General features: G+C 71.4%; 21 protein-coding genes. 7 read left to right on the top strand and 14 right to left on the bottom strand.

Features of this window, described 5'->3' with window-relative positions; genetic code table 11:
• Positions 1–142: 142 nt before the first annotated feature.
• On the top strand, positions 143–496 hold the full coding sequence (locus tag ACSP50_RS21640; protein ID WP_155123581.1) for a hypothetical protein: 354 nt from the start codon (positions 143–145) through the stop codon (positions 494–496).
• 116 nt (positions 497–612) lie between these two features.
• Here the strand turns inward: ACSP50_RS21640 and ACSP50_RS21635 are convergent, their stop codons facing one another.
• Both ACSP50_RS21635 and ACSP50_RS21630 read right to left on the bottom strand, forming a co-directional pair.
• Positions 613–1,431, bottom strand: coding sequence for an SAM-dependent methyltransferase (locus ACSP50_RS21635; RefSeq protein WP_014691403.1), 819 nt, complete (start codon positions 1,429–1,431; stop codon positions 613–615).
• A 95-nt stretch (positions 1,432–1,526) separates the two neighbouring features.
• Complete coding sequence (locus tag ACSP50_RS21630) at positions 1,527–3,005, bottom strand: DUF6461 domain-containing protein (RefSeq protein ID WP_014691402.1); 1,479 nt, start codon at positions 3,003–3,005, stop codon at positions 1,527–1,529.
• A gap of 278 nt (positions 3,006–3,283) precedes the next feature.
• Here ACSP50_RS21630 and ACSP50_RS21625 point away from each other — a divergent pair, with 278 nt between their 5' ends.
• On the top strand, positions 3,284–3,829 hold the full coding sequence (locus ACSP50_RS21625) for a hypothetical protein (RefSeq protein WP_155123580.1): 546 nt from the start codon (positions 3,284–3,286) through the stop codon (positions 3,827–3,829).
• A gap of 3 nt (positions 3,830–3,832) precedes the next feature.
• On the opposite strand, the gene ACSP50_RS21620 is transcribed toward ACSP50_RS21625, so the two are convergent.
• Entirely contained in the window at positions 3,833–5,044 is a 1,212-nt protein-coding gene (locus tag ACSP50_RS21620; protein WP_014691400.1) for a helix-turn-helix domain-containing protein, read from the bottom strand.
• Positions 5,045–5,095: 51 nt separating this feature from the next.
• The gene (locus tag ACSP50_RS21615; RefSeq protein WP_014691399.1) at positions 5,096–7,585 is read right to left on the bottom strand and encodes an RNA helicase; all 2,490 of its coding nucleotides are present in this window, start codon (positions 7,583–7,585) and stop codon (positions 5,096–5,098) included.
• Positions 7,586–7,799: 214 nt separating this feature from the next.
• Here ACSP50_RS21615 and ACSP50_RS21610 point away from each other — a divergent pair, with 214 nt between their 5' ends.
• Complete coding sequence (locus ACSP50_RS21610) at positions 7,800–8,363, top strand: DUF1707 domain-containing protein (protein WP_099343832.1); 564 nt, start codon at positions 7,800–7,802, stop codon at positions 8,361–8,363.
• Here ACSP50_RS21610 and ACSP50_RS21605 read toward each other — a convergent pair.
• The gene (locus ACSP50_RS21605) at positions 8,353–8,706 is read right to left on the bottom strand and encodes a BlaI/MecI/CopY family transcriptional regulator (protein WP_231956682.1); all 354 of its coding nucleotides are present in this window, start codon (positions 8,704–8,706) and stop codon (positions 8,353–8,355) included. The genes ACSP50_RS21610 and ACSP50_RS21605 overlap by 11 nt on opposite strands.
• A gap of 53 nt (positions 8,707–8,759) precedes the next feature.
• A complete protein-coding gene (locus ACSP50_RS21600) occupies positions 8,760–9,146 on the bottom strand; it encodes a hypothetical protein (RefSeq protein WP_231956681.1) in 387 nt (128 codons plus the stop codon).
• A gap of 96 nt (positions 9,147–9,242) precedes the next feature.
• Between ACSP50_RS21600 and ACSP50_RS21595 the strand changes: the two genes are divergently transcribed.
• Positions 9,243–10,139, top strand: a complete 897-nt coding sequence (locus tag ACSP50_RS21595; protein WP_014691394.1) for a M56 family metallopeptidase — start codon at positions 9,243–9,245, stop codon at positions 10,137–10,139.
• A 13-nt stretch (positions 10,140–10,152) separates the two neighbouring features.
• Here the strand turns inward: ACSP50_RS21595 and efeB are convergent, their stop codons facing one another.
• The 3 genes from efeB to efeU form a co-directional block, all read right to left on the bottom strand.
• A complete protein-coding gene (gene efeB, locus ACSP50_RS21590; protein WP_014691393.1) occupies positions 10,153–11,430 on the bottom strand; it encodes an iron uptake transporter deferrochelatase/peroxidase subunit in 1,278 nt (425 codons plus the stop codon).
• A 102-nt stretch (positions 11,431–11,532) separates the two neighbouring features.
• Positions 11,533–12,669 carry an iron uptake system protein EfeO gene (gene efeO, locus ACSP50_RS21585; protein WP_014691392.1) on the bottom strand — a complete coding sequence of 379 codons (1,137 nt, stop codon included), beginning with the start codon at positions 12,667–12,669 and terminating at the stop codon, positions 11,533–11,535.
• 7 nt (positions 12,670–12,676) lie between these two features.
• Positions 12,677–13,522 carry an iron uptake transporter permease EfeU gene (gene efeU, locus ACSP50_RS21580; protein ID WP_014691391.1) on the bottom strand — a complete coding sequence of 282 codons (846 nt, stop codon included), beginning with the start codon at positions 13,520–13,522 and terminating at the stop codon, positions 12,677–12,679.
• Between the two features lie 116 nt (positions 13,523–13,638).
• On the opposite strand from efeU, the gene ACSP50_RS21575 reads away from it, so the two are divergent.
• Together ACSP50_RS21575 and ACSP50_RS21570 are read left to right on the top strand one after the other, a co-directional pair.
• Positions 13,639–14,181, top strand: coding sequence for a MarR family winged helix-turn-helix transcriptional regulator (locus ACSP50_RS21575; protein WP_014691390.1), 543 nt, complete (start codon positions 13,639–13,641; stop codon positions 14,179–14,181).
• Complete coding sequence (locus tag ACSP50_RS21570; protein WP_014691389.1) at positions 14,172–15,383, top strand: MFS transporter; 1,212 nt, start codon at positions 14,172–14,174, stop codon at positions 15,381–15,383. Before ACSP50_RS21575 ends, ACSP50_RS21570 begins: the two co-directional genes overlap by 10 nt.
• Here ACSP50_RS21570 and ACSP50_RS21565 read toward each other — a convergent pair.
• The 4 genes from ACSP50_RS21565 to ACSP50_RS44095 all read right to left on the bottom strand — a co-directional run bounded on the left by ACSP50_RS21565 (position 15,369) and on the right by ACSP50_RS44095 (position 18,314).
• The gene (locus tag ACSP50_RS21565) at positions 15,369–15,836 is read right to left on the bottom strand and encodes a hypothetical protein (RefSeq protein ID WP_014691388.1); all 468 of its coding nucleotides are present in this window, start codon (positions 15,834–15,836) and stop codon (positions 15,369–15,371) included. The two genes, ACSP50_RS21570 and ACSP50_RS21565, sit on opposite strands and share 15 nt — an antisense overlap.
• A gap of 46 nt (positions 15,837–15,882) precedes the next feature.
• The gene (locus ACSP50_RS21560; RefSeq protein ID WP_014691387.1) at positions 15,883–16,524 is read right to left on the bottom strand and encodes a nucleotidyl transferase AbiEii/AbiGii toxin family protein; all 642 of its coding nucleotides are present in this window, start codon (positions 16,522–16,524) and stop codon (positions 15,883–15,885) included.
• A 222-nt stretch (positions 16,525–16,746) separates the two neighbouring features.
• Positions 16,747–17,088: a hypothetical protein gene (locus tag ACSP50_RS21555; RefSeq protein ID WP_014691386.1), complete on the bottom strand. Its 342-nt coding sequence runs from the start codon at positions 17,086–17,088 to the stop codon at positions 16,747–16,749.
• 377 nt (positions 17,089–17,465) lie between these two features.
• Entirely contained in the window at positions 17,466–18,314 is an 849-nt protein-coding gene (locus tag ACSP50_RS44095) for a TetR/AcrR family transcriptional regulator (protein ID WP_081493615.1), read from the bottom strand.
• A 55-nt stretch (positions 18,315–18,369) separates the two neighbouring features.
• On the opposite strand from ACSP50_RS44095, the gene ACSP50_RS21545 reads away from it, so the two are divergent.
• Positions 18,370–18,711: a hypothetical protein gene (locus tag ACSP50_RS21545; protein ID WP_014691384.1), complete on the top strand. Its 342-nt coding sequence runs from the start codon at positions 18,370–18,372 to the stop codon at positions 18,709–18,711.
• A 25-nt stretch (positions 18,712–18,736) separates the two neighbouring features.
• Here ACSP50_RS21545 and ACSP50_RS21540 read toward each other — a convergent pair whose 3' ends face one another.
• On the bottom strand, positions 18,737–19,375 hold the full coding sequence (locus ACSP50_RS21540; RefSeq protein ID WP_014691383.1) for a hypothetical protein: 639 nt from the start codon (positions 19,373–19,375) through the stop codon (positions 18,737–18,739).
• Positions 19,376–19,398: the final 23 nt, after the last annotated feature.

The following is a 19,398-nucleotide window of genomic DNA, read 5'->3' as shown; positions in this document are numbered from 1 at the left end:
CCGGCGACCCGCACCCGGGAGCAGACCCTGCCAGCCGGCTTTCCGGCGGCCGGGGGCATCCGGCCAGTAGTCGGCGATGTTCGGCAGGCGCCGATCGAATGAGGCGGTAGCCGTCGACGCGGTGGCAGGCAGCGTGGACCTGGTGGCGGTCGACGTCGCTGTGGTGGCAGGCAGCGTGGACCCGGTGGCGGTCGACGTCGCTGTGGTGGCAGGCAGCGTGGACCCGGTGGCGGTCGACGTCGCTGTGGTGGCAGGCAGCGTGGACCCGGTGGCTGCTGACGTCGCTGTGGTGGCAGGCAGCCTGGCCCCGGTGGCTGCTGACGTCGCTGCGGTGGCGGACGACGTCGATGTGTCAGCCGCCGACGTGGGCCCGGCCGCGGACGACGTGGGCGGAGCACCGGCCGGCGGGGATGGTGCATCGCCTGACGCCGATGCAGTCCCGGTTGACGCCGATGCGGTCAGTGGTGGCGCGGACGGTGCCGGGCTGTCCAGGTAACGGGCGATCCGCAGCCGGGTTTCCTCCCGGCCGGCCTGCTCCACACACGTCTCCTCGGGGCGCCGCACTGTTTTCCCGAGGACGGTACCGTCTCGTTGACGCCTCGCCAACAGGGATCACCCCCGGGCGCGGACCTGTCCCACGATCGCGTTGAAGGCGACGTCCTCGATCGACGGCCGGGGCTGCGACGCCTCCTGCGGCCACCACTCGGACACCGACTGCACGCCGGGCTCCAGCAGGTCGAGCCGCTGGAAGAGTTTGCCGAGCTGCTCGCCGGTGCGGGCGCGGAACCGGCCGTCGGCGTTGGCGGCCTCCAGCGCGGCGATCGCGTCGGCCGGCAGATACTCCCACGTGGAGTGGGAGGCGACCACATAGCTGCCGGGCGGCAGCGCGTCCAGGATGGTGTCGACCACGCCCTGCGGGTCCTCGTCGTCGCGGATGAAGTGCAGCACCGCGACCATCATGACCGCGATCGGCCGGTCCCAGTCGAGGGTGGCGCGCACCTCCGGGTCGTCGAGGATGGTGCGCGGGTCGCGCAGGTCGGCGTCGATGTAGGCGGTGACGCCCTCGGGGGTGCTGGTGAGCAGCGCCCGGGCGTGGGTGAGCACGATCGGGTCGTTGTCGACGTAGACGATCCGGGCGGCCGGGTCGATCCGCTGGGCGACCTCGTGCGTGTTGTCCGCGGTCGGGATGCCGGTGCCGATGTCGAGGAACTGCCGGATGCCGCGCTCGGCCAGGAACTTGACGGCCCGCTGCAGGAACGCCCGGTTCTCCAGGGCGGCCAGCCGGATGGCCGGCATCGCTTTCTCGATCGCCTCGGCCGAGGCCCGGTCGGCGGCGAAGTTGTCCTTGCCGCCGAGCAGGTAGTTGTAGCGCCGGGCCGGGTGCGCCACCGTGGTGTCGATCCGATCCAATGCGCTGCGCCGGTCGCTCACGACGTCTCCCCACGAACCACGAAGCCTCACCGAAGATCCGCAAGCATCGTAGTACGTCACCTCGGGTCCGAAACGGACAGCGGCGTGGAGACGGGTCAGGCGAACCGGGCGTGCATCTCCACCAGCAGTTCGCCGGTGCGTCCGTGGAAGGTGTCCAGCGCCGTGGCGAACGTGTCGGCCAGCGCCCGCGCCGGGTCCGGGTCGGCGGTGTTGAAGATCGTGATCACCGCCATCGGTGCACGGTCGATGCGTTCTCGCAGGTCGGCCCGCTGCTCCTCGGTGAGCCGGTCTTCCAGCCGGTCCAGCGGCAGGCCGGTCGCCGCGGTCACCAGCGCCGCCGCGGAGATCAGCCGGAACACCGCCCGCCGGTCCGGGAACGGCAGCGGCGCCCCGCGATCGAGCGCCTCCAGCGCGGGCCGCGCCCAGTCCAGGGTGTCCAGCCCGGCCACCTCGAACGCCCGCCGCGCCAGCCACCGGGTCACCCGCCGCTGCTTATCCGGGTCCCAGGTGGCGAACTGTTTGGCCACCGCCGCGTACGCCGAGGACACCGCCGGGCTCGGGGCCGGCATCACCGGCCGGGGCGGCGCGTCCCGCAGTGCCCGCTGGGCGCACCGCCGCAGCACCGTCGCCTGCAGGCTGCGATCGCTGTCCCGGATCGCGTACGCGGTCCCGAACCGGTCCCCATCGGCGGGGAAAGCCGCCGCGGCGATGTCCCGCACCGCGTTCATCACCTGCGGATCGTCGCGTTCGTGCAGGTCCCGCAGCCGGGCCCGGAGTTCCGGCGCCGGTTCACGTCCGGCTTCCAGAGCTTTCAGCGTCTCCCGCACCGCGGGTTCGCCGATCAGCCCGGCGTCCTCGGCGATCAGTCGCGCCCGGAACGCGGCCATCGCCGGCACGTTCGCCGCGGTCGGTTCGGCGAGCATCCGCCGCAGGAACGGATGGTCGAGCGCGGCCAGGCCGCGCCCGCCCTCCGGGACGAGATCGTCGGGCACCGGAGTCAACACCACGCCGGGCAGATCCCGGTCCAGAAGATCGGGAGGCAGCCGTACGCCGGTGAGCCGCTCCGCCAGGGCCAGACCGGCCGCCTCGGGAATGATGTCGTCCTGGTGGCCGAAGGGCAGCCGGCCGACGTGTTCGTCGAGCAGCCCCGGCTCCTCCCCGGACCGCCGCTGCGGCCGCACCTGGTCCAGCACCACCATCGTGCGCCCGTCGCGGACCAGCGTGAACTCGGAGCGGCCGCGGACGTCCCGGAAGACGCTGAGCGCCGTGCCGTCGCCGGCCTCGGCCGCCCGGCGCAGCACCTCCGGCCGGTTGCCCTGGCCGCCGTTGACCTCGATGCCGAACCGCCACCCGCCGAGGCTGGTGACGACCAGGGTGGCCGGTTCCGCGCCGTGCGGGAACGTGTCCAGGATCTGGGCGAGCTCGGCCTGCGGCAGCACGGCCGCCGGGTCGCCGCCGAACGCGGTGATCAGGTCGGCCTCGGCCAGGCCGCGGACCATGGTCAGGCAGAACGCCTCGCCCCACTCCGCGTCCACCAGCATCCGGTCGTAGTACTCGGCCGCCTCGTCACCCACCCGGTCACCGTACGATCAACGGCCGCGCCCCGGAGCCGATTCCTGACGACGCTCGCCCGACAGCGTGGCGGATCCGGGTGGGACCGCGCACCGCGCCGGACGCATTCCGCTATGGTCGACGGTTCCATTCCGGCACGATTGCCGCCGCGCACCCCGGCCGCCCGCACCGGATCGGCCCGTATTCCGGTCCACCAATCGGTGGCTTTTCTGTTCTCCTTTTGGTGAATAGGCAGGATCCGCGCCGCTGTGACAGCCTTTTTCCTGTGACGGTGCGCCGGGTGACGCTCGCGGAGATCCTCTCCTTCTACCGTCCCGCGGTCGGCGGTGACACGTGGGAGCAGGCCATCCCCGATCTGCTGGCCGACCCCGACGACGCCCGGATCGTCGACCTGCTCCGGTCCGAACTCGTCGCGCACGGCGATTTCGCCGAACCGATCGTCGTCGACCAGCAGGACCGCGACATTCTCAACGGGATGCACCGGATCGCCGCCGCGGTGCTGAATCGGCAGTCGGCGCTGGACGTCGCCGACACCTACGCGGATCTGCCGGAGAAACGGCGGGTTCTCGTGGTTCTCGGCGCCGAGGCGCTCAGCGCCGCGGTCGTGGACCGGCTGACCAAGGTGCTGTGGTCGTTCCCGTTCGCCGGTGGCTGGACCAACTGTGACGTGATGTTCCCCGGTGACGGTCGGGTCTCCGGCTGGTGGCACTGCCCGGACGGGAGGGACCGGGCGCTCGGCGACGAGCTGGTGATCCGCGCCGCCGAGGCCGGGATCCGGCTGACCGTGGAGTCGATCACCGAGGTGACCGGGGCCGATCCGGGGTGACGGTCAGCCGATCCGCAGGCGTTCGCACAGGGCACGCAGCTCGGTGCCGCCGGCCGCCCGGCGCGACCGGTCCAGCAGTGCCCGCGCGGTCTCCTGGACCAGCGACGACGTGTGCACGTGCTGCGGCGCCACCCGTTCCGCGGTGAGCAGGAACCGGATCGCCTCCCGGTCCCGGTGACGCAGCCGGGTCAGGGCGCGCGCCGTGTCGGCATAGAAGAACACCTGCCGGAACCCGACCGGCAGCACCGCCGGATCGGTCTCCCGGGCGATCGCCACCGCCCGGCCCGGCTCGTCGCCGTCGGATTCGATGCCGACCCGCCACACGTTCACGTTGGTCGGGCCGAAGTACAGGCCGAGCGTGGTGGTCTCCCCGGTGCGGGCGGCCAGCGCGGCGGCCTCGGTGAGCCAGGCCCGGCTGTCGTCGGAGCGTTTCCGGCCGCGGCTGCTGTCCGCGCAGATCAGCTGCAGCGAGCCGGTCATCTCCGGCCAGCCGGCCCGGGCCGCGTGCGGGCGCAGCTCGTCCACCGCCTGCGCGGCGAGCGTGTACGCGCGGTCGTAGGAGCCGCACGCGCCGGCCGCGGCGGCTCGCGAATAACCGGCGTACCCCCGCAGGATCGGATCCCGCGCCGCCTCGGCCGCGTCCCGGCAGCGTTCCGCGCCCAGCCATGCCTCGGCCGGATGGCCGAGATTGCGCAGCACCGACGAGGCGATGAAGGTGACCTCGCAGAGCAGCCGCAGGGCGGCCGGCCGCTGCTCGGAGCCGGTCGCGGCGTGCAGGCCGCGGAGCAGCCCGGGCAGCAGCCGTCCGGCGCCGGCGTAGTCGCAGGCCTGCCGCAGCGTGTCCAGCAGCGCGGCCGTCCGGGTCAGTTCCGGGAGCGACGGGAGTGCCGGAAGTGAGGCAGGCGTCGCGGTCAGGTCCAGGTCGACCAGGGCCTGGCGGACGGCGTGCACGGCGGCGTGCGCGGCGACCGCCTCCCGATCCCCGGCCGGCACCGCCGTCCCGGCCAGCTCGGCGGGGGAACAGTCCAGGGCGGCGGCCAGATCGGCGAGCATGAACCGGTTGTCGGCGGCCTGCCGGCCGCGCTCGATCCGGCTCCAGGTGGCGTGTGAGACACCGGCACGGCTCGCGGCGAACCGGATGCTCCAGCCACGCCGCAGGCGGCGGTCCCGGATCCGGTCGCCGATCGCCGGGTCGGCGGAGGGTCGAGGCGTCATGCCCCGACGCTAGGCGGGCATGCACCGCGGTGCGGTACATGCCCGTACCGGTCAGTGCGGGCCGACCGCGACGATCCGGATCGCCGCGCCGCCGATCTCGTCGGACTCGGCGAGGTCGATCGTGGCGTCGATGCCCCAGTCCCGGTCGCCGGCCGGGTCCTCGAAGACCTGCCGGACGCTCCACATCGCCGGGCTCGTCTCGATCTGCAGGAACTGCGGGCCGCGCGCCGACGAGCCGATGCCCAGCTCGTCGTACTCGTCGAAGTAGCTCTCGATCGCGTCCCGCCACCGGTCCGTGGTCCAGCCGGAGGTCTCGCCGTCCAGCTCGCCGAGCTCGGCGTAGCGGCCCAGGGCGGCCAGCTCGACCCGGCGGAACAGGGCGTTGCGGACCAGCACCTTGAACGCGCGCACGTTGCGGGTGACCGCGGGCGGCTTGTCGTCGATCCGCACCTCCTCGATCACCGCGCCCGGGTTGCGCAGCCGCTCCCACTCGTCGAGCAGGCTGGAGTCGACCTGGCGGACCAGCTCGCCGAGCCACTCGATCAGGTCGCCCAACTCCTCGGTGCGGGCGTCCTCCGGTACGGTCTGGCGCAGCGCCCGGTACGCGTCGGCCAGGTAGCGCAGCACCAGCCCCTCCGAGCGGGACAGCCCGTAGAAGGAGATGTACTCGGTGAACGTCATGGCCCGCTCGTACATGTCGCGGACCACGGACTTCGGCTTGATCTCGTAGTCGCCGACCCACGGGTGGCCGCGCCGGTACGTCTCGTACGCGCCCTCCAGCAGCTCCAGCAACGGCTGCGGCCAGGTCACGTCCTCGAGCAGCGCCATCCGCTCCTCGTACTCGATGCCCTCGGCCTTCATCGCGTTGACCGCCTCGCCGCGCGCCTTCTGCCGTTGCGCGGAGACCACCTGGCGCGGGTCCTCCAGGGTCGCCTCGATCACCGAGACCACGTCTAACGGATACTCCGGGGCCTCCCTGTCCAGCAGCTCCAGGCAGGCCAGCGCGAACGGGGACAGCGCCTGGTTCAGCGCGAAGTCCAGCTGCAGGTCGTCGACCAGCTTGTAGACGCCCTCGTCGGTACGTTCCAGGACGCCGCCGGCGATCAGCGCGCGGGCGATCGCGATGGCCCGGCGGATGTGCCGGCGCTGGGCGGCCGGCTCCTCGTGGTTGTCGGTGAGCAGGTGCCGCATCGCCTGGTACGGGTCGCCGCCGCGGGCCACCACGTTGAGCAGCATCGCGTGCGACACCTGGAACGACGAGGTGAGCGGCTCCGGATCCGCCTCGACCAGCCGGTCGAAGGTGGGCCGGCCCCAGCCGATCTGACCCTCCGGCGGCTTCTTGCGGACCACCTTGCGCCGCTTCTTCGGGTCGTCACCGGCCTTCGCCAGGGCGCGCTCGTTGTCGATCACATGCTCCGGCGCCTGCACGATCACCGTGCCGATGGTGTCGTAGCCGGCCCGCCCGGCGCGCCCGGCGATCTGGTGGAACTCCCGGGCCTTGAGCAGCCGGGTCTTCACCCCGTCGTACTTCGACAGGCCGGTGAACAGCACGGTGCGGATCGGCACGTTGATCCCGACGCCGAGCGTGTCCGTCCCGCAGATCACCTTCAGCAGACCGGCCTGGGCCAGGGTCTCCACCAGACGCCGGTACTTCGGCAGCATGCCGGCGTGGTGCACGCCGATGCCGTGCCGGATCAGCCGCGACAGCGTACGCCCGAAACCGGCCGCGAAGCGGAAATTGCCGATCGCCTTGGCGATCGCGTCCTTCTCGTCGCGGGTGCACATGTTGATGCTCATCAGCGACTGCGCCCGCTCCAGCGCGGCCGCCTGGGTGAAGTGCACGATGTAGACCGGCGCCTGCTTCGTGGTGAGCAGCTCCTCGATCGTCTCGTGCAGCGGGGACATCGCGTACTCGAAGAGCAGCGGCACCGGACGCTCGGCGTTGCTGACGGTCGCGGTCTCCCGTCCCGTCCGACGGGTCAGGTCGTCGACGAACCGGGTGGTGTCGCCCAGCGTCGCGGACATCAGCAGGAACTGGGCCTGCGGCAGCTCGATCAGCGGCACCTGCCACGCCCAGCCCCGGTCCGGCTCGGCGTAGAAGTGGAACTCGTCCATCACCACCTGGCCCACATCGGCCTGGGCACCCTCGCGCAACGCCAGGTTGGCCAGCACCTCGGCGGTGCAGCAGATGATCGGGGCGTCCGCGTTCACGCTCGCGTCGCCGGTCAGCATGCCGACGTTGTGCGCGCCGAAGATCGTGCACAGGGCGAAGAACTTCTCGCTGACCAGCGCCTTGATCGGGGCGGTGTAGAAGGTGGTGCGCCCGTCGGCCAGGGCGGCGAAGTGCGCGCCGGCCGCGACCAGGCTCTTACCCGAGCCGGTCGGCGTGTTCAGGATGACGTTGGAGCCGGTCGCGATCTCGATCAGCGCCTCCTCCTGATGCGGATACAGGGTGAGGCCCTGCTCCGTCACCCAGGATTGAAAGGCTTCGAAGACGGCGTCGGGTTCGGCGGTGCCGGGAAGGCGATCGGTCAGCGTCATGATCCTGCAATTTTGTCAGTACGCTCCGAAGATCGCGCGAAGGGGACCCGCCAGGCTGCCTGCGATGCTGACCACAGCCGCGATGACCGCGACGGTTGCGGCGATGCGTACGCGCATGTCCGGATCTGCTCCTCAGATTCTTTGATCTTGTCGGGTGAACTGTGCCCGGCGGCGGTTGCAGACGTGGTAGCCGTTCGGTTGTAGGGTCTGCGCCGTGGGACTTCCTGTGCCGGCGCCGATCTCCGACGGTGACCGTGAACGAACCGCCGAACTCCTCCAGCACGCGTGCGGCGACGGACGCCTCACCCTGGAGGAGTTCAGCGTCCGGGTCGGCGCGGTGTGGGCTGCCGAAACCGACGCCGAGCTCGCCCGGACCATCGACGGGCTGCCCGCCCAGCCGGTGGTCGGATCCGCCGCCACCGTCGACAAGGTGGTGACCATCTTCAGTCAGACCCGGCGGCGCGGCCGGTGGCGGCTGCGGGACCGGATCCTGCGCACCACCACCCTGTTCGGCTCCACCGAGCTCGACCTGCGGTCCGTGCTGACCGGACAGGACGTCATCGAGATCAGCGGCACCTGCTGGTTCGGTCAGATGACCGTGATCGTGCCCGAGGGCATGGAGGTCGACCTGACCGGGACACACGCGTTCAGCCAGCACGAGCTGCGGCTGGCGCCGGTCCGGCGGCTCCCCGGCACCCCCGAGGTGCGGGTCGCGGTCAACGCCTGGTTCTCCCAGGTCAACGTGGAGTCCCGGCCGCCCGAGCTGCCTACTCGTTGAGGAGGTCGCGGAGCAGGCGCTCGTCGTCGGCGTCCAGGTTGCCGACGAAACGGCGCAGCACCGAGGCGCGGTCCGGCTCGATCGCCAGCAGCCGGGACATCCGGTCGGCGACCAGGCCGGCCGGACCGTGCGGCGCGCCGTAGCGGAAGGCACGGCCGTCCCGCTGCCGGACCGCGGACCCCTTCTCGAACAGCCGGGTCAAGGTGGTCACGACGGTGCTGTACGAGACGTCGCCGGCCGGATCGAGCACGTCGCGGACCTCGCCCGGGGTGAGCGGGTGATCGGCGTCGGCCAGCACCGCCATGATCTCGGACTCCAACTGGCCCGGGCGCCGTCTGCTCACGCCCCGCACTGTATCGACCGCCGCTGTGGGTCCACGACCGCGACCCGCTCGGTCTATCGGCCGGCGGGCAGGCCGGGTGCGGCGCGGGGTGCGTTGATCACGGACAGTTCCAGCATCGGGGAGAGGTCGGCGCGGCCCGGCCCGCCGGCCCGCACCCAGCCGCAGATGTCGTCGAGCACCACGTCGTCGAGCACCAGGCCGAACCAGACCGGCCGGGCGCCGTCGCGCCGCGCCGCCGGCGTGGGCTGCACCACCAGCACGTTCGATTGGGCACAGACATCAAGACAGAGACTGCGGCGTACGCGGTGAGCCGGACCGAGCGCCGCCGCGAGCCGGTCGAGCTGGGCGTCGTGGTCCACCGTGGGATGTTTGCCGGCGCTGCCACAGCAGCAGTCCCGGCACACCGTGACCGTGCAGCCGTCCATCGCGTCGTCCTCCATGATCGACCACCCTACGGGTGCCGCCCGCGCGGTCGGCTGGGCGGTACCGCCGGGGGAATGGGAGCATGCGCGGGGGCGCGCGGAGGGGAGCCGGCGATGTTCGACCATTTCCTGTGGTCCGTGGTGGTGGTGCCGCCGCTGGCCGTGCTGGTGGTGCGGCTGCTGGACGACCGGATCGCGCCCGCGCGGGCGGCCGCGGTGATCGCCTGGTCGGCGGTGACCGTCGCGGTGACCAGCATGCTCAACCTCCTCCTGCTGGCCGCGCACGCGCTCGCCCAGGTGCCGGCGATCGGGCGGCGGTTCGGCTGGTCCGCCGCGGTGGTCGCGGCCGACACGGCCGGGGTCGAGTGGGTGCCGTGGCTCAGCGTGGCACTGCTCGTCGGCGGCCTGATCGCGGTGATCCGGCGCTGGCGGCAGCAGCGGCGGGTGCTGGCCATGGTCCCGGCCCGCGGTACGGGCGACCTGGTGATGCTGCCCGACACGGCGCCGCGCGCGTTCGCCGTGCCCGGCCACCCCGGGCACGTGGTGGTCACCACCGGGATGCGCGGCCTGCTCACCGACCCGCAGTTCGAGGCCCTGCTCGCCCACGAGAACGCGCACCTCGCCGAACACCACCACCGCCTCGCCCGGGTCACCGAGCTGGCCGTCGCCGCCCACCCGGCCCTGTGGTGGGTCGGCGGACACGTCGACTACCTGATCGAACGGGCCGCCGACGAACACGCCGCCGCCCGCCTCGGCAACCGGCGCACCCTGGCGCACGCGATCGGCCGGGCCGCGCTGGCCGGCGCCGGCAGCCCGTCCGCGGCCGCGCTGCACGCCGCCGTCCCCGGCGGTGTGGTTCCCCGCCGGGTGGCGCACCTGCTCCGACCGCAGCCGGTGGCAGCCCCGCGCGCCGCCGTCCTGCTGCCGGTCCTGGTCGCGCTCAGCTCGGTGCTCTGGACCGGGGAGGCCACCCTCGACCTGGTCGAACTCCTGCACAGCGCGCTCCGCTGAGCCGGTGCGGTGATCAGGTGAACAGGGTGCGGCCCCAGTAGTCGCCGGCGTCCGGCATGCCGGGCGGGCAGGCGAACAGGGCGCTCGAGGTGTGACGGATGTACTCGTTGAGGGCATCCTGTTTGGCCAGCTGGTTCTGGATGGGGACGAACTGTTTGCGCGGGTCCCGCTGGTAGGCCATGAAGAACAGACCGGCGTTCAGCCGGCCCAGGCCGTCGGAGCCGTCGACGAAGTTGTAGCCGCGGCGCAGGATGCGGGCGCCGGCGTTCTGATCCGGGTGGGCCAGGCGCAGGTGCGAGTCGACCGGGATGACCGGCTGGCCCTCGCCGTCCTGGGCTTTGAAGTCCGGCTCGTCGTGCTCCTGCCGGCCGGAGAGCGGGGCGCCCTCGCCCTTGTCCCGGCCGATGATCGTCTGCTGCTCGGTCAGCGACGAGCGGTCCCAGGTCTCGACCAGCATCCGGATCTTGCGGGTGACCAGGTAGGAGCCGCCGGTCATCCAGTCCGGGCCGTCGCCGGGCTGGACCCAGAGGTGCTCGTCGAGCTGGGCCGGCTCCTCCGCCTTGAGGTTGCGGGTGCCGTCCTTGAAACCGAACAGGTTGCGCGGGGTGGCCTGGGTGGTGGAGGTGGAGGAGGTGCGGCCGAAGCCCAGCTGGGACCAGCGGACGCTGACCTTGCCCATGCCGATCCGGGCCAGGTTGCGGATCGCGTGCACGGCGACCTGCGGGTCGTGGGCGCAGGCCTGCACGCCGATGTCGCCGCCGGAGATCGCCTCCTCGAGCGCGTCGCGGGGGAATTTCGGCAGGTCGGCCAGGGCGGCCGGGCGTTTCGCGGCGATCCCGAACCGGTCCCGGCCCTGCGCGTCGCGGAACAGCGTGGGGCCGAAACCGATGGTCAGGGTGAGACCGGCGGCGGGCAGGCCGAGCGCCTCGCCGGTGTCGTCCGGCGGGGCCTCCAGCGAGCCGCCGACCGCGCCGAACGTGCCGGCGTCCCGGCCCTGGGTCATCCGGGCGGCCGCGGCCGTCCAGTCCTGCAGCATGTCGATCAGGGCGGCCTTGTCGTTGGTGATCACGTCGAAGGCGCAGAAGTGCAGCCGGTCCTGGGCCGGGGTGACGATCCCGGCCTGCCGTGCCCCGTAGAACGGAATCGCCCCGGCGGCGTCCGCCGCGGAGCCGGCGCCGGATGCCGGAGTCGCGGCGGAGTCGCGGTGGGTCAGGGCCACCGCACCGGCTCCGGCGACGGCCACTCCGGCCGCGCCGGCGCCTGCCAACCCGAGCACTCTGCGCCGTTCCATGCCACGAACCTCTTTCCGGGGGATCCTGCTTGCGGTCTTGCCGAGGGGTGTTGTGGGCCCGGACGTGCGACGACGCCTCGCGTCCGGGCCGGTCCGATGCGGTTACTTCTTGGCGACCAGCGCCGCCACCCTGCTGATCGGTTCGGCGAGGGCGTTGATGTCGTCGCTGAGTTCCTTGAGGTCGGCCTGGGTGAGCTGGTTGTGCAGCTTCCAGCCGTCGCCGGCGCGGTGCTTGTCGAGCGCGGCCTGGACCTTGGCGAAATTGTCGTCGAGGGTCTTGACCAGGGCCGGGTCGCGGTCCTGCAGGGCCGGGCGGAGGGCCTGGATGGCGCCCTGCGAGCCCTCGATGTTGGCGGCGAAGTCCCACAGGTCGGTGTGCGAGTAGCGGTCCTCCTCGCCGGTGATCTTGCCGGTGGCGACCTCGTCGAGCAGGCCCTTGGCACCGTTGGCGAGCTCCACCGGAGAGAAGGTGACCGATTCCGCCTTGGTGACGATGGTCTGGACGTCCTTGAGCAGCTGATCGGCGACCGGGCCGTCCTTGGTGATGTCCTTGGTCGCCCAGAGGTCCTTCTCGATCTTGTGGAAGCCGGTCCACTCCTGGCCGGCCTCCACGTCGCCGTCGCGGGCGTCGATCTTCGGGTCGAGGTCGCCGAAGCTCTCGGCGACCGGCTCGATCCGCTCCCAGTAGGTGCGGGCGACCGGGTACAGCGCCTTCGCCTTCGCCACGTCGCCGGCCTTGACCGCGGCGACGAACGCGGTGGTCTGTTCGATCAGGGCGCCGGTCTGCGACTTGACGTAGCGCTGGTAGTCGGCGGTGGCCTGGGCCAGCTTGGCGTCCTCGGTCAGCGGGGCGGCCGAACCGGACACCTGGAAGGCGTTGCGGATGCCCTTGCCGACCATGCCGGGCTTGCAGGCGGTCTCGTACGACCCGGCGGGGAGCTCGACGATCAGCTCGCGGGACAGGCCGGGCGCGATGTTCTCGATCTCGCCCATGATCCGGTCGCCGGCCGCGTACACGTAGAACTCGTTGATCTTGGAGCCCTTGTTGGTGACGCCGAAGGTGACCGTGCCGGCGCCGGCGGTGCCGCGGTCGACCTTGCACTCGGTGTCCGAGGCCGCCACCGTGATCTTGCCGGTGCCGGCGGCGCCCGAACCCGCTTTGTCGGCGCCCTTGTCGGCGCATCCCGTCAGGAGTAGCGCGGCTGCGGCGCCTGCGGTCAGCAGTCGTGCGGTGTTCATCGTTCTCCTAGGAGGCGGTGGTGGCGGGGGTGGTGGGGGAGGCGGCGGCCGGGCGCTGGGGGCGCGCCGGCCAGAGGAAGAGAATGAGGACCGGGATCCCGTACGCCAGCCAGGCGACCGTCTCGATCACGGTGGGCGCGGGCGTAAAGTTGATCATGCCGCGGAGCAGCTCCGCGTACCACGCGGTGGGCGGGAAGCTGTCGGTCAGATCGAACGCGGTCTTGTCCAGACCGCCCAGGACGTTGGCCTCCTGCAGGCCGTGGAAGCCGTACTTGAAGATGCCGGCGGCGACCAGCACCAGCAGCGCGCCGGTCCACTTGAAGAACGTCCCGAGGTTGACCTTGACGGCGCCGAAGTAGAGCAGCCAGCCGAGCACGATCGCGGTGAGCATGCCCAGCGTGATGCCGATCAGCGGCTTGGCGTCGGTGGCGCCCTGCGCGGCCGCGTAGAACAGGATCGACGTCTCCAAACCCTCCCGGATCACCGCGAGGAACGCGACGCCGGCCACCGCGAGCGGGCCGACCTGGATCGCGCCCTCCATCCGGTCGCGCAGGTCCGCGCCGATGTGGCGGGCCATCCGGCGCATCCAGAAGATCATCCAGGTGACGAAGAGCACGGCGACGAACGACGCGATCCCCTCGAACAGCTCCTGGTTGGTGGAGCTGAGCTCGGCGATGCCGACCTGCAGCAGGACCGCGAAACCGATGGAGATCACCGCGGCCAGCGCGACGCCGGCCCAGACCGGGCGCAGCAGCGGACGCCGGTCGCTCTTGACCAGGAAGGCCACGAGAATCGAGACCACGAGCGTGATCTCCAGGCCCTCACGCAGTCCGATGAGGTAGATGGCGGTCATGGAGCTCCAAAGGTTAGCCAATCCTAACTCGGTATCGACACTGTGTTCTACGGAGTTGTAGATGTCAAATCCCGACTTTGTAACAGTGGTTATATAAGTGCTGTTAGGATCCCGGCGTGGTGAACTTCATCGATCCGACCGACCGGGCGGTCTGGCGGCCCCTGTGGGATCTGCAGGCGGCCCTGGACGCCGACATCGCCCGGCTCTACGCCGCGGCCGACCTCGGCGGGCTCAAGAGCACCTGGGTGAAAGAGCTGATCAAGCTGCATGCCGGCGGGCCGATGACGATCACCGAGCTGGCCGCGGCGGTGGGGCGGACCCACTCGGCGATGAGCCAGAAGGTGTCCGCGATGCGCGCCGCCGGATGGGTGCGGACCACGGCCGGGGCTGACGGGCGCACCAAGAAGGTGGCACTGACCGCCAAGGCCGCAGCGGTCGCCGACCGGCTCGCCGCCGAATGGCGGGCCACCGAGGAGGCCGTCGCCGAGATCGAAGCCGAGATTCCGTACGGGATGCTCCGCGTCGTGCGTGACATCGAAGCGGCCCTAAGCCGCAAGAGCTTCCGCGACCGGATCGCCGAGCGGCTCGCCGGGGACCCGGCGTGGGGCCTCGCCGGGGATCCGGCCTGCGGCCTCGCCGGGGATCCGGCGTGGGGCTGAGTGCGGCGCTGATCGACCTCCGGCCGCTGCGGAGCTCGCCGGCCTTCCGCCGGTTGTGGGCGGGCGGGCTGCTGTCCGGGCTGGGCACGCAGATGACCCTGGTCGCCGTGATGTACCAGGTGTGGCGGCAGACCCACAGCACGGTGTGGACCGGCGCGGTCGCGCTCGCGCAGGCGCTGCCGATCGTGGTGTTCGGGCTGTTCGCCGGCGCGCTCGCCGACCGGGCCGATCGGCGCCGGCTCAGCCTCGGCACCACCGCCGGACTCACCCTGTGCTCCGCGCTGCTCACCGTGCAGGGCTTCCTCGGGCTGCTGCCGGTCACCGGGCTGCTCGCCCTGGTCGTCGTGCAGGCCTGCTTCGTCGCGGCCGGCGGCCCCGCCCAGCGGACCTTCCTGCCCCACCTGCTCACGGCCGAGGAACTCCCGGCCGGGCTCGCCCTCAAGCACATCTCGTTCCAGGCGGCGATGCTCGCCGGGCCGGCCCTCGGCGGCCTCATGCTCGGCTGGCTCGGTGTCGGTGGCTGCTACCTGGTCGACACCCTGACCTTCCTCGCCGCGCTGTACGGCATCGCCGGGCTGCCGTCCCTGCCCGGCGGCGCCGAACCCGGCCGCTCCGGGCTCCGCGCCGTCGGCGAAGGACTGCGGTTCATGGCGCACAACCGGGCTGTCCGCGGCGCCCTGCTCACCGACCTCGCGGCCACCGTGCTCGCCATGCCGATCAGCCTGTTCCCGCTGATCAACGCGGAACGCTTCGGCGGCGGCGAACGCACCTTCGGACTGTTCCTCACCTCGGTCGCGGTCGGCGGGGTGATCGCGTCGCTGCTGTCCGGCACCTACACCCGGCTCGGCCGCCCCGGCCTGACCATGCTCGGCGGCGCCATCCTGTGGGGGCTGGCGCTCGCGGCGTTCGGTCTGGTCACCGACCCGTGGCTGAGCCTGGGCTGCCTGGCCCTGGCCGGGCTCGCCGACACCGTCTCCGTCGTGTCCCGGGCCACCGTCATCCAACAGCACACCCCGGCCGCACTGCTCGGCCGGGCCGCCGCCGCCGAGCAGATCGTCGGCCAGGCCGGCCCGGACGTCGGCAACATGCGGGCCGGCCTGGTCGCCGGAGCATTCTCCGGACCGGTCGCACTGGTCAGCGGCGGACTGCTGTGCGTCCTCGCGGTCGGGGTGATCGCCCGCACCTCGTCACCGCGGGCGTGACTTCCCGACCGCGGTCAGCACCTCGGTGCGCGGCTTGTGACACTGGTCGACCGGGATCGACGGGTGGATCCACCGGTTCTGGTCGTCGAGCAGGGCGATCCACGGCGGCGCGATGAAGATCTTGGTGCAGACCGGCGACCGGGACGCCGTGTCATCCGGCAGGCGCAGAGCCGTGACCAGCTCCGAGATGTCGGTCACCCGCTGCTCCACCGGCGCGCTGCTGCCATCGGCCCGCGGCACCGGCCGGATCTGGCAGACCACCGCGGCGACCGGCTTGAACGCGTCGTTGAGCCGGGCGCCGGACGGTGCGCCGGCCTCATCCTTGCGCGCCTGTTCGCAGGACACCCACTTGTCGTGCAGGCCGGTGACCTTGTCGGGCTGGGTGGCCTGAGCCGAACCGCAACCACCGGCGACCAGTGCCAACGCGGGCAGGGCGAAAATCCACTTCCTCATGGGAGTGAGACGTTAGCGGGCCGGGGGCGGTTCCCGTCAATCCGGCCTAATCGCGGGGCCACGCGGACAGCCGGTCACGAAGATCGCTGATCTGGGCGGGATCCAGGCCGTACAGGGTGAAGCGGGCATCATCCAGGCGGTCCAGGTAACGGCCCGCGTCGGCGATGTCCTCCGGATCCAGGGCCGGATCGGCGGCGTACGCCAACTCCAGGATCCGATCCAGCGGATACCGTTCGAGCGCGGCCGCGACGTCGATGTAGTCGCGGACCTCGCGGCGGTTCACCAGCGCGGCGACCTTGGTGGCGACGAGATCGTCCAGGTGCATGACCGGACCCAGGTCCATCACCACCGGGGTGCGGCGGCGGTCCAGGCGGCACAGGGTCAGGCGCAGCGCCCGATGCTCGCCGGCGACCAGGAACTCCTGGATGTCGGCGTCCATGCCGGGAAACAGTTCGTCGCCCTCCTCGCGGACCACCCGGTAGCCCGCCCCGGTCAGCGCCGAGGTCACCTCGCCGGCCGCCGCGGTCACCCCGCCCGCCGTGTCGGTGAACAGGTCGATGTCCTCGGTCGGCCGCGCGACCAGTCCGTTGACCAGCCAGGCGACGCCGCCGCCGAGAACGAACCCGTGCTTGTCGGCGACCGCCAAGGCGATCCGGGCGACGTCACGGTAGAAGTCGTCGACGTTCATCGGTGAGGGTCCGGCTCGCTTCTGGTTGGTTCGCTGTCGTCCGCTGGTCGGCCGGGTGCGGCTTCGCTTGTGTCGGCCGGGTCCAGGTTTGCTTGTGTCGGCCGGGTCCAGGTTTGCTTGTGTCGGCCGGGTGCGGCTTTGCTTGTGTCGGCCGGGTCCGGCTTTGCTCGTGTCGGCCGGGTCCGGGTTCGCTTGTGTCGGCCGTTCTGGCTTTTACGCTCTTCAGGCGGCCGCGCGGAGCCGCAGCCTGGGATGCCGGGCCTCCCAGGCGGCGCGGACGCCGCGCGGAAGGTTCAGCTCGGACCAGACCCGGACCAGGGTCGCGCCATCCAGAAACGCGCGCAACTCGTCGACCCGGATCGATTCCCGCAGCACATTTTCATACATCCACAAGAGCATCGTGCGCTGCGACAGATCGAACGCCCGCTGCGGATGCCACCACAGGCGCAACGGCAACTCGACGAACCCGCACGTCGGCCCGCGCAATTCCGCCAGGGTGCCGGCCACCACCACCGGCCGGTGCGGCCGAGCCAGGTGGACAACGGGTGCGGCGCTCGCGGACATGGGCCAAGCCTAAACCGGAACACCTATGACAAAGCAAGCGCCCGCATTCGTTCGTTGCCCTTTTCTCAGCTTTACGACCTCCAAAAGCAGCCCTCGATTCGCCACCATTGATTCCGTCGTGTCCGTGTGACGTCTCCCGCGATGTGGGTCGCGGGCGTGCCGATACGGTCCGGGCTTTCGCCGAGCGTCATCCGGCGGCGTGGGCCGCCGCCGGATGTCTCGGGCTCCTCAGCCGCTGCGGACGGTCCTCGCGGCGTGAGCTGAGCTGTGCCTGACCGACGCCAACTCCTGTTGTGTCTGAGCGGCGCTGGCTGCCGCCGTGCCCGACCGGCACTGGCTGCCGCCGTGCCCGACCGACACTGGCTGCCGCCGCGTCTCTACCCCGGTGTGGGCTGCCGGTGGAGGCCGTTGTCTGCTCGGCTGGCTTGCTGAGGTGGGGCTTGGTTCATGGCGGCGTCCAAGAGGGCCAGGGCGGTGCCTTGAACGGTCGCGGCGGCCTGGTCACGGGTCTGGGCGGCGATGTCGATCAACCAGATCAGTGACTCGATGCCGGTGGCGGATCGGATGGCGACGGCGAGGGACCGCCGGTCGATGGCGGGGTGGCTGTCGGCAAGGGGGCGAAGTGCGTCCTCGATCCAGCCGATTGCCCTGCCGCGGCGGAGGAGGGGCTGCTCCGTGCCGGCTGATCCACTGCTGTCGGTACCGGCTGGTGCACTGCTGTCCGGCTGCGTCGAGGTGGGGTCGCTGTCCGGGTGCCCCTGCCGTGTCGCAGCTGGGGGCGGTGCGTGCCAAACGGTGTCGTCGTGGCGGCCGGTGTGGGCGCGGGCAGCTGCGAACCGGAGCTCTGGACGGTCAGGGGTCGGCACGGCGGTGTCCCGTGGAGCGGCCAGGGAGAGCCGCAGGGCGGAGCGGAGCTGGGGCTCCCACTGGAGGTTGTAGGCCGTGAACGCGTCCATGAACGCCGTCATCCGGGCGCGAGGCTCGGTCGGGGCGGTGGCATCGAGCAGCGTGTCGGGCTGGATCTGGGGCTGTGCCGCCAGCAGGAGCGAGTGCTGGTTGGCGAAGTAGCGGTATGCCGTCGTGCGGGAGATGCCGCTGTGTGCGGCGGCGTCCTCCACCCGCGGCGTCAGCCCGTCGGCCAGCAGCTCACGGGTGGCCTCGACCAGCGCCTGCCGGGTGCGGGACTTCTGCCGGGTGCGCCCGGTCGACTCATATGGCATCCGCATGCCCATCATGGTACCGTCGTCCCACGAGGCACGGCAACCGGAGGTGGCAAGTCCGATGAGCAGTCACGATCCGATCCAGACCGATCCCGACCTCTACAAGGTGGTCTTCGAGAACGAGCGCGTGCGCGTCCTGGAATATCGGGATGCACCAGGAGACAAGACCCATACTCATCGGCATCCGGACAGCGTGATGGTGACCCTCAGCAGCTTCCGGCGCCGGGTCAGTTCCGGCGATCAGGCTGTCGATGTGGAGCTGCCCGCGGGCGCCGTCCGCTGGGTCGGGGCGCAGGAGCATCAAGGCCACAACGTCGGGGACACCCCGACGCACGGCATCTTCATCGAGCTCAAGGAGAAGCCCGCGGTTCAGGTTCCCGGGCTGCTCGGCCCACAGACCTGATCATTCGCCGAGCGCCGGGTCAGGTTCAGGCGAATCTTTCCGTTGTCAGCGGGACAAGTCCCTGACGGCGTACGTCGGCGGTCAACTTCCGCAGGACGGTGCCGGTGATGTCGGCGGTTTCGGCGCCCAGCAGCACGGTCACGTCGAGCCCCCAGGCTATGCCCTGGCCGACCCGGCGCAGATTCCAGGTGAACAGGTGGTCACCGGCCCGCCCGTTGCCGGAGGGCATGCCCCCGCCGGTGGTGCCGCGCCAGGCGGCGGACAGTTCGGCCAGTTGTGCGGCTCGCGGTTCTTTGGCGAACAGCACTCGATAGATCCGCTTCTCCTGAAAGCCGTCGGGGGTGTCGTCCATGCTCAAGCGCAACGGCGCGGCGTTCGCGAAGCGTACGACTTCTCCGAACACTCCGCGCAGAGCCGCCTCGGTCGGCAGGGCCCCACCACTGAGTTCGAGATGAATCCGCTCCGCCCGATCGCGGGTGATCGGCGTGGCCGTGGCGAGCAACTGCTCATTGGTGCGCAGCAGGCGGCCGAAGCTGCCCGCGTCAGACCAGCCGTCGCTACCCGCCGACCACATCGCGCCGCTCAGGGCAACGGTGACGTGGTCCGGTCCGTAGGTGAACTCCTCGACCAGCAGAACGTCCCCGGCCAACAGGTAGTAATCCATCGACATCCCCCATGACAACACCC

It is taken from the genome of Actinoplanes sp. SE50/110 (assembly GCF_900119315.1).
Lineage (GTDB): Bacteria > Actinomycetota > Actinomycetes > Mycobacteriales > Micromonosporaceae > Actinoplanes.
The sequence above is the reverse complement of the archived record's forward strand: the minus strand, read 5'-3'. Positions and strand labels throughout refer to the sequence as shown.